This is a genomic window from Martelella lutilitoris, assembly GCF_016598595.1.
Lineage (GTDB): Bacteria > Pseudomonadota > Alphaproteobacteria > Rhizobiales > Rhizobiaceae > Martelella > Martelella lutilitoris_A.
In genome coordinates this window covers 2,050,909-2,066,637 of record NZ_CP066786.1, presented here as the reverse complement: position 1 = coordinate 2,066,637, position 15,729 = coordinate 2,050,909, and the positions used below count along the sequence as shown (strand labels likewise).

Here is a 15,729-nt window from a genome sequence, read left to right as displayed (position 1 = left end):
GGTTGCCTGATAACTGCCTCCGGACCAAGTCCGAGCATGACTCCAGAATGTAAGGCTGCGGTCTCCGAGCGCGGCAATTCTTCGTATTCAAGGAAAGGAACGGCATGAACACCGTAACAGTCGACGCCGTCATCGATGTTGTCTGCCCGTGGTGCTATCTCGGCAAGGCCCGTCTCGACCGCGCCATCTCCGCGCTCGAGGGGGATGTCGACGTGATCGTGCAGTGGCGTCCCTTCGAGCTCGATTCGACCATTCCGCCGGAAGGCGTCGACAACCAGGCGATGCTCGCCGAAAAGCTCGGCAGCCCGATCCGCCGCGACGAGATGCATGAACAACTCACAAATCTTGGCCGCGAGGAAGGCATCACCTTCAATTTCGACCGTATCCTGATCCGGCCGAACACGCTCGATGCCCACCGCCTGCTGCTCTGGGCCCACACCGAAAGCATCGCCATGCAGAATGTGGTGGTCGATCGGCTCTACAAGGCCAATTTCGAGGAGGGGCGCAATCTCGGCGACCACGCGGTTCTTGCCGATATCGCCGCGGAAAGCGGCATGGACCGCGAGATGGTCGCGCGGCTTCTTGCCAGCGACGCCGACATCGAAGTGGTGCGCAACGAGATCGCCAATGCCGAGAAGATGGGCGTCACCGGCGTGCCCTTCTTCATCCTGAACCAGAAATACGCGCTGAGCGGCGCCCAGCCGGCCGAAGTGCTGCAGAACGCGCTGCAGCAGCTGGTGTCGGGCGACATCGGCAATGGAGACGGAGCCGCCTAGGCTGCTGACAAACCAATAAGGCGCGAGCTCCTACCGCCCGCAGGCTTACCTACGGGAGTCATGCTCGGACTTGATCCGAGCATGCAGGCGACTCCAGTTATTTAATTTAGAAAAACTTATTGTGATCTCTTGTCGTGCTGCCTGGATCCTCGGATCAAGTCCGAGGAAGACGCCGAGTGTGAGGATAGGTTTGTCAGCAAGCCGGGGCCGCCTAACCGGCTTCGGCAATCTTCGATAGCTTGTTCATGATGATCGCGGCCTGGCCGAGGCGCTTGTCCGGCGTCGGCAGGTCGCGGTTGAAGAACACGCTCTGGTCCGGCCTGATCTTCGCCGAGACGCTCTGCTCGGCGATGAACTGCACCAGTCCCGCCGGGTTCGGAAATTCCTTGTTGCGGAAAGTCACGACGATGCCCTTCGGTCCGGCATCGAGCTTCTCGACATTGGCCGTGCGGCAGAGCGATTTGATGAACACCACCTTCAGAAGCGACTGCACAGCCTCCGGCATCGGCCCGAAGCGGTCGATCAGTTCCGCGCCGAAAGCGTCGATATCGCCGGCATCGGTCAGTTCGCCAAGGCGGCGATAGAGCGCCATTCGAAGGTTCAGGTCCGGCACATAGCTCTCCGGGATCATCACCGACGTTCCGAGCCCGATCTGCGGCGACCAGTCGCTGCCGCCCGCGTCCTCGTCGCCCTTGGCCTCGGCGACCGCTTCTTCCAGCATCTGCTGGTAAAGCTCGAAGCCGACCTCCTTGATGTGGCCGGACTGTTCCTCGCCCAGAAGATTGCCGGCGCCGCGAATATCGAGATCGTGGCTTGCAAGCTGGAAGCCGGCGCCGAGCGTGTCGAGCGACTGCAGCACTTTCAGCCGCCGCTCGGCGGTATCGGTCAGCCGCTTGTTGGCCGGCAGCGTGAACAGCGCGAAGGCGCGAATCTTCGAACGGCCGACGCGGCCGCGCAACTGGTAGAGCTGGGCCAGACCGAACATGTCGGCGCGGTGGACGATCAGCGTGTTGGCCGTCGGTACGTCGAGGCCGGATTCCACGATCGTCGTTGACAGCAGAACATCATAGCTGCCGTCGTAGAAGGCGTTCATGATGTCCTCGAGCTGGCCCGCCGCCATCTGCCCGTGGGCAACGGCAACCTTCAGCTCCGGCACTTCCGCCTGCAGGAAGGCCTGCACCTCTTCCAGATCGGAAAGCCGCGGGCAGACGTAAAAACTCTGGCCGCCGCGATAGTGCTCGCGCATCAGGTTCTCGCGGATCACCAGTGGATCGAAGGGCGAGATGAAGGTCCTGACCGCCATGCGGTCGACGGGCGGCGTGGTGATCAGCGAGAGTTCGCGCACGCCGGTCATGGCAAGCTGAAGCGTGCGCGGAATGGGCGTCGCCGAAAGCGTCAGCACATGCACGTCGCTCTTCAGCTCCTTCAGCCGCTCCTTGTGGCGCACGCCGAAATGCTGCTCCTCGTCAATGATCAGGAGGCCGAGATTGGCGAACTTGATCGAGGTGCCGAGGAGCGCATGGGTGCCGACCACGACATCGACCTTGCCCTCGGAAAGATCCTTCTTGGTCTGGGCCAGTTCCTTGGCGCTGACGAGGCGCGAAGCCTGAGCGACCTTGATCGGCAGTCCGCGAAAACGTTCGATAAAGGTCTTGTAGTGCTGGCGCGCGAGAAGCGTCGTCGGCACCACCACGGCCACCTGGACGCCGTTCATGGCGGCCAGGAAGGCCGCACGCAGGGCCACTTCGGTCTTGCCGAAGCCGACATCGCCGCAGATCAGGCGGTCCATCGGCCGTCCGAGGCCGAGATCGCCGCGCACCGCCTCGATGGCGTTATACTGGTCCTCCGTCTCCTCATAGGGAAAGCGGGCGGCGAATTCGTCATAAAGCCCCTCGGCCGCCACCAGAGGCGGCGCCGTGCGCGTTGCCCGTTTGGCGGCGATCGCGATCAGTTCGTCGGCCATGTCGAGAAGCCGCTTCTTCAGCCGCGCCTTCTTCGCCTGCCATGCGCCGCCGCCAAGCCGGTCGAGCGGCACGTCGGCGGCATCGGAGCCGTAGCGCGACAGAAGCTCGATGTTCTCCACCGGCAGGAACAGCTTGGCATCGTCTGCATAATGCAGTTCCAGGCAATCACGCGGCGCGCCCGCCGCCTCGATCGTTCTCAGTCCCGTAAACCGCCCGATGCCGTGTTCGGCGTGAACGACCAGCGATCCTTCATCCAGTCCGGAAACCTCGGTGATGAAGTCACTGGCTTTCCTGTTCTTTCTGGTCTTGCGTATCAGCCGGTCGCCGAGAATATCCTGCTCGCCGATCACATGCAGGTCGCCGGTCTCGAAACCGCCCTCAAGACTGAGGACCGCGCTCGCCGCCTCGCCCTTGGCAAGGCTCTGAAGGTCCGCAAGCGCCTTGACCGGCTTGATCTTCGAAAGCCCGTGTTCCTTCAGGACCTGCAGCAGACGATCGAGCGAGCCCTCCGACCAGCCGGTGATCAGCACCTTGCCGCCCTTCGAGCGCGTGTCGGCAATATGCCGGACGGCCTCCTCGAACACATTCGCCCGCTCGCCGTCTTCTTGCCTGCGCGCCTGCGCGGCAACGGCCCAGCGCGGGCCGGCATGGGCCTCAAGCGCGATCACCGGCTTGCCGAGCGAGGATGCCTCGTTGAAGGGCGAAAGCCGCACGGCCTCGCTTGCTTCGAGACCGGCGACAAATGCCGTCTCGTCGAGATAGAGCATGTCCGGCGGCACGGGCTTGTAGGGCGCGCCCTGCCCGGCATGGGCGGCGCCCAGATTGGTGCGCCGGGCCTCGTAATAGTCCTCGATCAGGTCAGCACGCTCGCTCGCGGCCTCGCGCGCCGTATGGTCGAACACGATCCGGAAGCCGGAAAGATAGTCGAACATGGTCTCCAGCCGCTCGTAAAACAGCGGCAGCCAGTGTTCCATGCCGGCATAGCGACGGCCTTCCGAGACGGCCTGGTAGAGCGCATCGTCGCGCGTCGAGGCGCCGAAGAGCGACAGGTAGTTCTTGCGGAAGCGGGCGATGTTCTCGTCGTTCAGCGTCACCTCGCTCATGGCGTTGAGCGTGAAGGCCTTGACCGAGCCGATGGTGCGCTGGGTCGCGGCATCGAAGGCGCGGATTGATTCCAGCGTGTCGCCGAAGAAATCGAGCCTCAGGCCGTTCTCTTCTCCCGGTACGAAGACGTCGAGAATGCCGCCGCGCACCGCATATTCGCCGACGGCGCGCACGGTCGGCACGCGCTCGAACCCCGCATCGGTCAGCCGACGGACGATGACGTCCATATCGATCACCTGCCCGGCGCGGGCGGAAAAACCGAGCGTCGCGACGATCTCGCGCGGCGGCAGTTTCTGCAGCATGGCATTGACGGTGACGAGGATGATCGCCGGATGCGGCTTTTCGGCATGGGCGATGAGGCCGGAGAGCGCCGAAAGCCGCCGTGCGGAGGTATCCGCCCCCGGCGAAACGCGGTCATAGGGCAGGCAGTCCCAGGCGGGCAGCGTCAGCACCGGAATGTCGGGCGCGGCAAAACCGAGCATCTGTTCGAAATCGCCAATCCGCTGGCCGTCGGAGAGCACATAGGCAACCGACTGGCCGGCGCGCGCCATCTCCGCCAGCACCAGCGGTTCGGTGCCCGGCACGGCATTGGCGATGGTGACGGCGCCGCTGAGGCCATCCAGCTTTTTCGGGTTAAATCCGGCTATCATGTTGTCGCAAAAATCTTCAGATATCTTTTTCAACCGGATCGAAATCCGGCCTGTATGCGCAAATGCGTTCGAAGAGCGGAATACGCAAGTGGTCTGGCACCGGTTCGGCGCCGTTGATCCATCTGATCAGGTCATTGTCTTCCTCGGCCATGATCGTTTCGAGCGCAGTGAGCGTCTCGTCATCCATGTCGGCAAGATTTTCCTCGGCGAACTGGCCGAGAACCAGATCCATCTCGCGGATGCCGCGGTGCCAGCAGCGAAACAGGATCCGCCTGCGACGGGGATCGAGGTCGGCGCTCGAACGTTTCAGACCGGTCATTTCAAAAACCTTCTTTGTTGATTGGTCTCTATAACCGCTCGTTTCGCGCTTGTCAGCCTTGCCAAAGCGCTTCCTTCGGTCCAATTGGGAATAATGCGCCCGGCTCTGCTCGACCCCCTGTTCGCGCCCGTCACCTCGCTTGCGGGGATCGGGCCGAAACTTGAGAAACTGCTCGCGCGCCTCACAGGGCGCGAAGACGAGGCGCGCGTCATTGATCTGGTGTTCCACGCGCCGACGTCGCTGATCGACCGACGGCTGAGACCCGGCATCGCGCACCTGCCCGAAGGCGCGATCGTGACGGTGGAAGGCCGCGTCGACCGGCACCAGCCGGCCCCGGCGCGCTCCAGCGCGCCTTACAGGGTGTTCATCCATGACGATACGGGCGAACTGACGCTGACCTTCTTCCGCGCCAAGGCCGACTGGCTGGAAAAGGCGCTTCCCGTCGGCGAGACGGTGCTGGTCAGCGGCCGGGCCGAATGGTTCAACGGCCGGCCGTCGATGGTGCATCCCGACTACATGGTGAGCGCCGACAAGGCCGACACGCTGCCGGACTGCGAGCCGGTCTACCCGATGACGGCCGGACTTTCGGCCAAGGTTCTGCGGCGGGCAATCGAGAATGCCAATGAGCGGGTCCCCGATTTTCCCGAATGGATCGATGGCGAGATCGTCAGGCGTCAGGGCTTTCCGGCGCTGAAGGAGGCGCTTCTTTCGCTTCACAACCCGCGCGACGCGACCGATCTTGACCCGCAGGCCCCGGCACGGCGCAGGCTTGCCTATGACGAACTTCTGGCCGGCCAGCTGTCGCTCGCCCTTGTGAGAAGCCGGATGCGGCGCGCCAGGGGAAGGCCGGTTAATCCCACAGACGCGCTTTCGGGCAAGGTTCGCGCCGCCCTGCCCTTCGCGCTGACATCCGGCCAGGAAGACGCCGTCTCTGCGATCCTGGCGGACATGGCCCAGGAAACGCGCATGCTGCGCATGCTCCAGGGCGATGTCGGCTCCGGCAAGACGGTCGTCGGGCTTCTGGCGATGCTGGCGGTGGTGGAGGATGGCGGCCAGGCCGTGCTGATGGCCCCGACCGAGATCCTCGCGCGCCAGCATTTTGAAGGCATCGCCGCGCTGGCGGAAAAGGCGGGCGTAACGGTCAAGCTTCTGACCGGCAAGACAAAGGCGGCCGAGCGACGCGTGATAGAGGCGGAGATCGCCGACGGCACGGCGCGGATCGTCATCGGCACCCACGCATTGTTTCAGGACAATGTCAGCTATCATGACCTCAGGCTGGCGATCGTCGACGAACAGCATCGCTTCGGCGTTCACCAGCGGCTGAAGCTCACCGCCAAGGGCATGGCGCCGCATCTTCTGGTGATGACGGCAACGCCGATCCCGCGCACGCTGGTGCTGGCGGCCTTCGGCGACATGGATGTCTCCAACCTGACGGAGAAACCCGCGGGACGAAAACCGATCCAGACGGTCACCATCCCGGCCGAGCGCATCGGCGACGTGGTCGGCCGGTTGCGGCAGGCGCTGAATGAAGGAAAAAAAGCCTACTGGATCTGCCCCCTGGTGGAGGAGTCGGAGGCCGTCGATCTGGTTTCGGCGGAAGAGCGGCGGGAAACCCTGGCAAAGGCGCTCGGGCCGGAGACTGTCGGGCTCGTGCATGGCCGCATGTCGTCCGCCGAAAAGGAAGCGGCGATGGAGGCGTTCAAGAGCGGCGAGACCCGGCTTCTGGTGGCGACGACGGTGGTGGAAGTCGGCGTTGATGTGCCGGACGCCACAATCATCGTCATCGAGCATGCCGAGCGCTTCGGCCTTGCCCAGTTGCACCAGTTGCGCGGCCGGGTCGGTCGCGGCGACGAGGCCTCGTCCTGCATTCTGCTTTACAAGGGGCCACTGTCGGAAACCGGCCGGGCGCGGCTCTCCGTCCTGCGCGAGAGCAATGACGGGTTCCGGATCGCCGAAGAGGACCTTAGGCTGCGTGGCGAGGGCGAGCTTCTCGGCACGCGCCAGTCCGGCATGCCCGGTTTCCGTTTCGCCCATCTGGAGGCCCACGGCGACATTCTGGCCCTTGCCCGCAAGGACGCCGCCTATGTGGTCAACAGGGATCCGGAGCTTCAGGGCGAACGCGGCAAGGCCCTGCGCATGCTACTCTATCTCTTCCGTCGCGACGAGGCGATTCGCTACCTGAATGCCGGATAGCCCGACGTCAGACCTCGCCGAAGAAGGCCCGGTGGAAAGCCACCTCGCCCTCCGGCATCTCGTCCTCAAACGGCAGAATGAGGAGATTTTCGGCGGGAACGCCCTTGTGCGAGATGCCGGGCTCCGCCCGGAAGCCGAAGCGATGGTAGAAGCCGGGATCCCCGACCAGAACCGCGCCGCGCGCGCCGTCATCCTTCAGGAGTTCCAACCCGCCGAGCATCAGCGCCGAGCCTATGCCCTTGTTCTGATGGTCCGGATCGACGGCAACGGGGCCAATGCCATACCAGTCCCTTGCACCGCCGGAAAAGCCGACCGGAGAAAAAGCGATGTGACCGACGATCCGATCGTCTTTCTCCGCCACCAGCGCAAGCGAGAGCGCGCCTGCTCCTCTCAGGCGGCGAATGATATCCGGCTCGCTGCCGTCGCTGTGGGGATGCCCATAAAAGGCCCGGCGCACAAGCGCATCCACGGCACGGACATCGCTGAATTGTTCACGGCGTATCTTCATCTTCGTGATCCTCCTCGTGGCGGAGATTATCACATTTGCTAGCCCGGTCGCTTGATCCGGCTCACTCCACCGTCACGGCCTTGGCGAGGTTGCGCGGCTGGTCGGCATCCGTGCCCATGAACACTGCGGTATGATAGGCGAGCAGCTGGATCGGCAGGGCGAACACCATGGGCGCGATGAATTCCGGCATGTCCGGCAGCACGATCGTTTCCATGGTCTTGAGGTCGGACGCCGCCGCGCCCGCCTCGTCGGTGATGAAGACGATGCGGCCGTCGCGGGCGGCGACCTCCTGCATGTTGGAGACCGTCTTTTCGAAGAAACGGTCATGCGGGGCGATGACGATGACCGGCATGTTCTCGTCGATCAGCGCGATCGGCCCGTGCTTCAGCTCGCCCGCGGCATAGCCCTCGGCATGAATATAGGTGATTTCCTTCAGTTTCAGCGCGCCTTCCAGCGCCAGCGGATAGCTGGTGCCGCGGCCGAGATAGAGCACGTGATGGAAGCGCGACAGTTCCCGCGCCAAGCGCTCGATCTGGGGCTGCACCGCATGCAGCACCCGGCTCATCAGGCGCGGCACTTCGGAAAGCTGGTGCACGAGGGTTTGCTCCTCCTCCGGCGACAAGGTTCCCCGTTCGTGCCCCGCCCTGAGCGCCAGCGATGCCATCAGCGCGAGCTGGCAGGTAAAGGCCTTGGTCGAGGCGACCGAGATCTCCGGGCCGGCGAGAATCGGAAAGACCGCATCGGCCTCGCGGGCAATCGTCGAACCGGTGACGTTGACAAGCGCGCCGGTCTTCACCCCGTTTGCCTTGCAGTAACGCAGCGATGCGAGCGTATCGGCGGTCTCGCCGGACTGGGAGATGAACAGCGCCAGTTGGTCTTGCGCCAACGGCATTTCGCGATAGCGGAATTCCGAGGCGACGTCGATCTCGACGGGAAGCCTGGCGAAGCGCTCGATCCAGTATTTGCCGATCAGGCCGGACAGATAGGCGGTGCCGCAGGCCGCGATCGCCAGCTTCGAGACATTCGAGAAATCGATCCCGTCGCCGCCCGTTTGCGCGCGCTGATTGGCAAAGTCGCAATAATGGCCGAGCGTGTGCGAGATCACCTCCGGCTGGTCGAAGATTTCCTTCTCCATGAAGTGGCGGTGATTGCCCTTGTCGATCAGCATCGAGGCGAGCTGCAGCGGCTGACGCTTGCGGGAAACGGGCGCACCGGAGAAATCGCAGAACTCGACGCCGTCACGATCGACGATCGCCATGTCGCCGTCCTCGAGATAGGAAATTCCCGCGGCAAAGGGCGCAAGCGCGATCGCGTCCGAACCGACATACATTTCCGAGGCGCCGTAGCCGACGGCAAGCGGCGGACCGTAGCGGGCAACATAGAGCGTTTCCGGCCGGTCCTGGAACAGGATCACCAGGGCGAAGGCGCCGGTGACCCTTTGCAGCATGGCGAGCACCGCGTCACGCGGCGCAAGGCCATCACGGCGGTGCTTGTCCAGCAGCCGAGCAACGACTTCCGTGTCGGTCTCCGTCTCGAAGACCACGCCGTCCGCCGCAAGCTCGGCCCGCAGTTCGGCGAAATTCTCGATGATGCCATTATGGACCACGGCGACATCGCCGGCGACGTGCGGGTGCGCATTGGTCTCGTTCGGTACGCCATGGGTCGCCCAACGGGTGTGGGCTATGCCGGTCACGCCGTCGACCGGATCTTGCGAAAGACGGGCGCGCAGATTTTCCAGCTTGCCTGGCGCGCGCCTTCGAGAGAGCGCTCCGTCAGCCTCGATGACGGCGATGCCGGCGGAATCATAGCCGCGATATTCAAGCCGTTTCAGAGCATCGACAAGCCGCTCGGCGACGGGCTCGCGGCCGACAATTCCGACAATTCCGCACATTCCGCTGTTCTCTCCGCTGAAATTCTAGGATTTTGATTGCTTCGCCGCCTTGATGGCGAGCGCGCGGGCGCGGATCAGTTCGGCCCGCCCTTCCCTGTTTTCCTGCCGACCCCGCGCGATCGCCAGCGCATTGTCCGGCACATCGGTGGTGATCACGCTGCCGGAACCGACATAAGCGCCGTTGCCGATCGCAACCGGCGCGACCAGCGCCGAGTTGGAGCCGATGAAGGCGTTGTCGCCGATCGTGGTCCGCGCCTTGTTGACGCCGTCATAATTGCAGGTGATCGTCCCCGCGCCGATATTGGCCTTCGCGCCTATGCTGGCGTCGCCGATATAGCTCAGATGGTTGACCTTGGCGCCGACGCCGATATCGCCGTTCTTCACTTCGCAGAAATTGCCGACCTTGGCATCGTCATGCAGTACCGCGCCGGGTCTGAGGCGCGCAAACGGCCCCACCTGGCTGCCGGAAGCGACCGAAGCGCCTTCGATATGGCTGAAGGCATGGATGGTGACGTTGGCGGCAATGCGCACGCCCGGTCCGAACCAGACATTGGGTTCGATCACCGTGTCGGGGCCGATCTCTGTATCATAGGACAGGAACACCGTCTCCGGCGCGATCATGGTGACGCCGGAGAGCATCAGTTCGCGGCGGCGGCGCGCCTGCCAGATGCGTTCCAGTTCCGCGAGCTCCGCGCGGTTGTTGCAGCCAAGCACCTCTTGCGGGTCGGCCATCACCACGCTCGCCCGGCCGCCCTTTGCAAGCGCCACTTCCACCACGTCGGTCAGGTAGTATTCGCCCTTGGCGTTGTCATTGCCGATGGCATCGAGGAATTCGAGCGCGCGCCGACCGTTGATTGCCATCAGGCCGCTGTTGCAGAGCGTTACCGCGCGCTCGTCGGCGCTCGCATCCTTTTCCTCGCGGATTGCCGTCAGCGCCCCGTCGCGCACCAGAAGTCGGCCATAGCCCGTCGGATCGGCGGCTTCGAAGCCGATGACCACCACGTCACTGCGTTCGGCCAGCGCCGTGCGGGCCCGGCCGAGCGTTTCGGCGGTGATCAAGGGCGTATCGCCATAGGTCACGATGAGGTCGTCAAAACCTGCTGCAATCGCCTCGCGCGCGGCGAGCACGGCATGGGCGGTACCGAGGCGTTCAGTCTGCTCGAAGGTCCTCAGGGTCTTGTCCGCGGAAGCGCAGGCGGCCGCCACCTTGTCGCCGTCGCGGCCGACGACGAGCACGGTCTCGTCCACGCCGGACCGTGCAACGGTGTCGACCACATGGGCCGCCATGGCGCGGCCGGCCACTTCATGCAGCATCTTGGTCTTGTCCGATTTCATCCTGGTGCCGTCGCCGGCGGCAAGAACAATGGCCAGAGCGCTGCGTGACATGAAACCTCCATCTGCGAACCGGTTACCGCTTGTAGCGGATTCGTGCCCGAGACCTATTCAAAAATTATGAATGAAGTTTATCCGTTTCGGGCATGAGGCGGGCTGCAACAAAAAAGGCGCCCTTTCGGACGCCTTTCCTGTATCAGTTGTGCCTGGATTACTCCGAACTCGGAATGGTGCCGTCCACACCTTCGACCAGAACATTCAGTCCGAGCAGCGTGCCGTCATCGGCGGTCTCGCCTTCGGCAAGCCACGGCGTGCCGTCCTGCAGCGTGACCGGGCCCGTAAACGGCTTCAGTTCGCCGGAAATGATCTTGGCTTCGGTCTCTTCGGCCAGAGCCTTCACGTCATCGGGCATGTTGGTATAGGGCGCCATGGACAGGATCCCGTCCTTCAGGCCGTCCCAGCTCTGCTCCGAGGTCCAGCTGCCGTCCTGAACCGCCTTGACGCGCTTGATATAGTAAGGCGCCCAGGTATCGAGGATCGCCGTCAGCTGGGTTTCCGGACCGGCCTCGATCATGTCGGAAGCCTGGCCGAAAGCCTTGATGCCGCGCTCGGCGGCGATCTGCATCGGCGCGGTCGTGTCGGTGTGCTGCGCCAGGACGTCGACGCCCTGGTCGATCAGCGCCTTGGCGGCGTCGGCCTCGCGGCCCGGGTCGAACCAGGTATTGGCCCAGACGACCTTGGTCGTGAAGTCGGGGTTGACCGACTGCGCGCCGAGCTGGAAGGCATCGATGCCCATGACGACTTCCGGGATCGGGAAGGAGCCGATATAGCCGCCGATGCCGCTCTCGGAGATCGAGCCGGCAATGACGCCGGAGATGTAGCGGCCTTCATAGAAACGCGAATTGTAGGTCGCGACATTGTCGGCGGTCTTGAAGCCGGTCGCGTGTTCGAATTTGACATCGGGATATTTGGCGGCGACCTTCAGGGTCGGCTCCATGAAGCCGAACGACGTGGTGAAGACGATGGTGCAGCCGGAGCGGGCCATGCGCTCGATCGCGCGCTCGGCGTCCGGGCCTTCCGGCACGTTCTCGATATAGGCGGTCTCGATGCCGAGCGTGTCTTCCAGCTCCTGGCGGGCAATGTCGTGAGCCTGGGTCCAGCCGCCGTCCGTCGCCGAGCCGACATAGACGAAGCAGGCTTTCACGTCTTCCTGGGCGCTCGCACCCGAGGCGGCGAAGCCGGCAATAGCAGCCGCGGATGCGGCGAGGGTCAGTTTCAGGGATTTCATCGTTCACCTCTTTCGGTTTGATCGAATATGACAAGTTTACCGTGCCTAGCGGTCCGGCACAAAGGGTTTGCCAAGCGCCGCCGGGGTATTGATCAGCGTCATCCTGCGGTTCTGCGAGATGATGACGAGGACGAGAATGGTCACGACATAGGGCAGCGCCGAGAGGAACTGCGAGGGAATGGCGATGCCGAAGGCCTGGGCGTGAAGCTGGCCGATGGTGACCGCGCCGAAGAGATAGCCGCCAAGCAGCACGCCCCAGGGCCGCCAGGAGGCAAAGACCACCAGCGCCAGCGCGATCCAGCCCCGGCCCGCCGCCATGTTCTCCGTCCATTGCGGCGTGTAGACCAGCGAGAGCTGCGCGCCGGCAAGGCCCGCGCAGGCGCCGCCGAACATGACGGCAAGATAGCGGATGCCGATGACGTTGATGCCCAGCGCGTGAGCCGAGGCGTGGCTGTCTCCGACGGCGCGCAGCACAAGCCCCTTGCGCGTCCTGAACAGGAACCAGGAGGTTCCGGCGACGATGGCGATCGACAGGTAAAAGAACAGGTCCTGATCGAAGAGAAGCGGCCCGATGAAGGGAATATCGGAAAGCAGCGGAATATCGAATGACGGCATTTTCACGCCCGCCCGGCCGACAAGGCTTTCGCCGATCATTGCCGAAAGCCCCTGGCCCAGGATGGTGAGCGCCAGGCCGGTCGCGACCTGGTTGGCGACCAGCGTCAGCGTCAGGAAGCCGAACAGCAGCGAGAAGATCGCGCCTGTGGCGAGACCCGCCAGCATGCCGAGATAGGGCGAGCCGGTGGCATGCGCGGCGGCAAAGGCGCCGACGGCGCCCATCACCATCATGCCTTCGACGCCGAGGTTCAGCACGCCGGCGCGTTCGCACACGAGTTCGCCGATCGCGGCCAGAACCAGCGGCGTCGACGCCGTAATGACGGTCAGGAGAATGGCTTCGACGATCATGACGCTTTCCCCTCAGACGACTTGCCCGCGAAAATGACCCGCACCTTGTAGAGGATCAGCGTGTCGCAGGAGAGAACGAAAAACAGCAACATGCCCTGGAACACGCGGGTGACCTTGTCGGAGACGCCGAGCGTGAACTGCACGCCCTCGCCGCCGATATAGGTCAGCGCTAGCACGAGGCCCGAAACGATCGCGCCGAGCGGATTGAGGCGGCCGAGAAAGGCGACGATGATGGCGGTGAAACCGTAGCCGGGCGAAATCTGCGGTTGGAGATAGCCGAGCGCGCCGGAAATCTCGCTGATGCCGGCAAGCCCTGCCAGTCCGCCCGAGAGCAGGAAACAGAACCAGACCATCTTTCGCGACGAAAAGCCGGCGAACCGCCCTGCCCGCTGAGACTGGCCGATGACGTTGACCTCGAAGCCCTTCAGCGTGAAGCGCATCATGAACCAGACGACGAAGGCGGCCAGGATGGCCAGAGCGAAGCCGTAATGGGCGCGTCCGGACGAGACCATTTCGGGCAGCATGGCGGCATCGACGAATTCGCGCGTCTGCGGAAAGTTGAAGCCCTGCGGATTGCGCCAGGCGCCGCGCACCAGCCAGTCGAGGAAAAGCTGGGCGACATAGACGAGCATCAGCGAGGTCAGGATCTCGTTGGTGTTGAAATAGTTCTTCAACAGCGCTGGAATGCCGGCATAGAGCGCGCCGCCGACGGCGCCCATCACCAGCATGATCGGCAGCAGCAGCGGCGACGACCATTCGTAGAAATAGACCGGCACGATGGAGCCGACGATGGCGCCGACGGTGAACTGGCCCTCCGCGCCGATGTTCCAGATGTTGGAGCGGTAGCAGACCGTGAGCCCGACCGCGATCATGATCAGCGGCGCAGCCTTGATCATCAGTTCATGCAGCGACCAGATGTCAAACAGCGGCTCGATGAAGAAGCTGTAGAGCGCCTCGATCGGGTCCTTGCCCAGAAGCGCGAACATGATCGCGCCGAAAAACACGGTCAGGCCGAAGGCGATCAGCGGCGAAAGCAGCGAAAACAGCGGCGAACTGTCGGCGCGCCGTTCAAGTTCAATGCGCATCGGCGGTCTCCACATCCTTGCCCGCATCCTCGCCATGGATGCCGCCCATCAACAACCCGATCCGCTCGCGCGTCATCGTCTCGGCCGGATGGCTGTCGGAAAGCCGCCCCTCGGAAATGACGGCGATCCTTGTCGCGATCTCGAAGATCTCGTCAAGGTCCTGCGAGATGACCAGCACGGCGGAGCCCGATTTCGCGAGATCGACGAGCGACTGGCGGATATGGGCCGCAGCGCCGGCATCCACGCCCCAGGTCGGCTGGTTGACGATGATGACCTTGGGCTTGCGGTCAAGCTCGCGCCCGACGATGAATTTCTGCAGATTGCCGCCGGAAAGCGAGCCCGCCGCCGGGTTCTCGCCGCTCTTGCGCACATCCATGAAGCCGGCGATTTCGCCGGTTCTTGCGCGTGCGACAGCGCGGCGGATGACCCTCAGCGGACCGCCGGCCAGAAAGGTCTCCGATTCGGCCTGATTGCGCGCAAGGATAAGGTTTTCCGAAAGCGTCATGCCGGTCACCGCGGCATGTCCGTGTCGCTCCTCGGGAACGAACCCCGCGCCGAGCTTTCGCCGGGCGTTGATGCCCTTGGCGCCGACAGGCTGGCCGTCGATCTGGATGGAAATGTTGTCGTCCACCGGATATTCGCCCGAAAGCGCGTCGAACAGTTCCGACTGGCCGTTGCCCGCCACCCCCGCGATCGCCAGGACCTCTCCGGCCTTGACCTCGAGATAGATGTTCTTCAACGCCGTTGAGAACGGGGTGCGCGCCGGCGCGGTCAGCCCCTTTGCCTCAAGCAGGACCCTGCCGGCCGTCATCGCTTCCGGCCGGGTGATCTCGGATACTTCGCCGCCGACCATCATGCGGGCCAGCGAGGACGCCGTCTCGTTGCGCGGATTGCAGTCGCCCGTCACCTTGCCGTGGCGCAGCACGGTCGCCTTGTCACAGATGCGCTGCACTTCCTCCAGCCGGTGGGAGATGTAGAGAACCGACCGTCCCTCCGCCTTCAGCTTGGCGAGCGTCTCGAACAGCCGGTCCGCCTCCTGCGGGGTCAGCACCGATGTCGGTTCGTCGAGGATGATCAGGCTCGGGTTCTGCAGCAGCGCGCGCACGATCTCGATTCGCTGGCGCTCGCCGACCGAGAGATCGGCCACATGGGCGCGCGGGTCGAGCGGCAGGCCGTACTCGACCGAGAGCCTGCGTGATTCTTCCGCGATCTTCGCAAGCGAAATGCCCGGATCGAGCGACAGCGCGATGTTTTCGGCGACCGTCAGCGCCTCGAACAGCGAAAAATGCTGGAACACCATGCCGATGCCGATCTTGCGCGCGGAAGCCGGCGCCTCGATGCGCTGCGGCTTGCCCTCCCACAGGATTTCGCCTTCGGAGGGCTCCAGCACCCCGAACAGCATCTTCACCAGTGTGGATTTGCCGGCGCCGTTTTCGCCGAGCAAAGCGTGAATTTCGCCCTTGTCGACGTTGAGATCGATGCCGTCGCAGGCAGCAAAGGTACCGAAATATTTCGTCAGACCCCGGACGGACAGGAGCGATCCGCCCGCCTGATTATTGTTTTGGTTCAAACTGCCCTCCGGTCTTCACCCGAAAACGCATACCGGGTCCTGCCGCACGCATCATGCCCCGGAAATTGACTAAAAAATAGAACTTC

The 15,729-nt window shown here is 63.8% G+C and carries 11 protein-coding genes; 2 read left to right on the top strand and 9 right to left on the bottom strand.

Annotated elements, in window-relative coordinates; genetic code table 11:
- Positions 1-104: 104 nt before the first annotated feature.
- Positions 105-776 carry a DsbA family oxidoreductase gene (locus tag JET14_RS09745; protein WP_200337837.1) on the top strand — a complete coding sequence of 224 codons (672 nt, stop codon included), beginning with the start codon at positions 105-107 and terminating at the stop codon, positions 774-776.
- Between the two features lie 211 nt (positions 777-987).
- On the opposite strand, the gene mfd is transcribed toward JET14_RS09745, so the two are convergent.
- Together mfd and JET14_RS09735 are read right to left on the bottom strand one after the other, a co-directional pair.
- Positions 988-4,494, bottom strand: a complete 3,507-nt coding sequence (mfd, locus tag JET14_RS09740; RefSeq protein ID WP_200337836.1) for a transcription-repair coupling factor — start codon at positions 4,492-4,494, stop codon at positions 988-990.
- A gap of 16 nt (positions 4,495-4,510) precedes the next feature.
- Positions 4,511-4,813 carry a succinate dehydrogenase assembly factor 2 gene (locus tag JET14_RS09735; RefSeq protein WP_200337835.1) on the bottom strand — a complete coding sequence of 101 codons (303 nt, stop codon included), beginning with the start codon at positions 4,811-4,813 and terminating at the stop codon, positions 4,511-4,513.
- A 93-nt stretch (positions 4,814-4,906) separates the two neighbouring features.
- On the opposite strand from JET14_RS09735, the gene recG reads away from it, so the two are divergent.
- Entirely contained in the window at positions 4,907-7,006 is a 2,100-nt protein-coding gene (recG, locus tag JET14_RS09730; protein ID WP_200337834.1) for an ATP-dependent DNA helicase RecG, read from the top strand.
- A 7-nt stretch (positions 7,007-7,013) separates the two neighbouring features.
- On the opposite strand, the gene JET14_RS09725 is transcribed toward recG, so the two are convergent.
- From JET14_RS09725 to JET14_RS09695, 7 genes are all read right to left on the bottom strand, one after another.
- Complete coding sequence (locus JET14_RS09725) at positions 7,014-7,514, bottom strand: GNAT family N-acetyltransferase (protein ID WP_200337833.1); 501 nt, start codon at positions 7,512-7,514, stop codon at positions 7,014-7,016.
- A 61-nt stretch (positions 7,515-7,575) separates the two neighbouring features.
- A complete protein-coding gene (gene glmS, locus JET14_RS09720; RefSeq protein ID WP_200337832.1) occupies positions 7,576-9,405 on the bottom strand; it encodes a glutamine--fructose-6-phosphate transaminase (isomerizing) in 1,830 nt (609 codons plus the stop codon).
- Between the two features lie 24 nt (positions 9,406-9,429).
- Entirely contained in the window at positions 9,430-10,791 is a 1,362-nt protein-coding gene (gene glmU, locus JET14_RS09715) for a bifunctional UDP-N-acetylglucosamine diphosphorylase/glucosamine-1-phosphate N-acetyltransferase GlmU (RefSeq protein ID WP_200337831.1), read from the bottom strand.
- A gap of 157 nt (positions 10,792-10,948) precedes the next feature.
- Positions 10,949-12,025: a BMP family ABC transporter substrate-binding protein gene (locus JET14_RS09710; protein WP_200337830.1), complete on the bottom strand. Its 1,077-nt coding sequence runs from the start codon at positions 12,023-12,025 to the stop codon at positions 10,949-10,951.
- Between the two features lie 45 nt (positions 12,026-12,070).
- Complete coding sequence (locus JET14_RS09705; protein ID WP_200337829.1) at positions 12,071-12,988, bottom strand: ABC transporter permease; 918 nt, start codon at positions 12,986-12,988, stop codon at positions 12,071-12,073.
- The gene (locus tag JET14_RS09700) at positions 12,985-14,073 is read right to left on the bottom strand and encodes an ABC transporter permease (RefSeq protein WP_200337828.1); all 1,089 of its coding nucleotides are present in this window, start codon (positions 14,071-14,073) and stop codon (positions 12,985-12,987) included. Before JET14_RS09700 ends, JET14_RS09705 begins: the two co-directional genes overlap by 4 nt.
- On the bottom strand, positions 14,063-15,643 hold the full coding sequence (locus JET14_RS09695) for an ABC transporter ATP-binding protein (protein ID WP_200337827.1): 1,581 nt from the start codon (positions 15,641-15,643) through the stop codon (positions 14,063-14,065). Before JET14_RS09695 ends, JET14_RS09700 begins: the two co-directional genes overlap by 11 nt.
- Positions 15,644-15,729 lie beyond the last annotated feature (86 nt).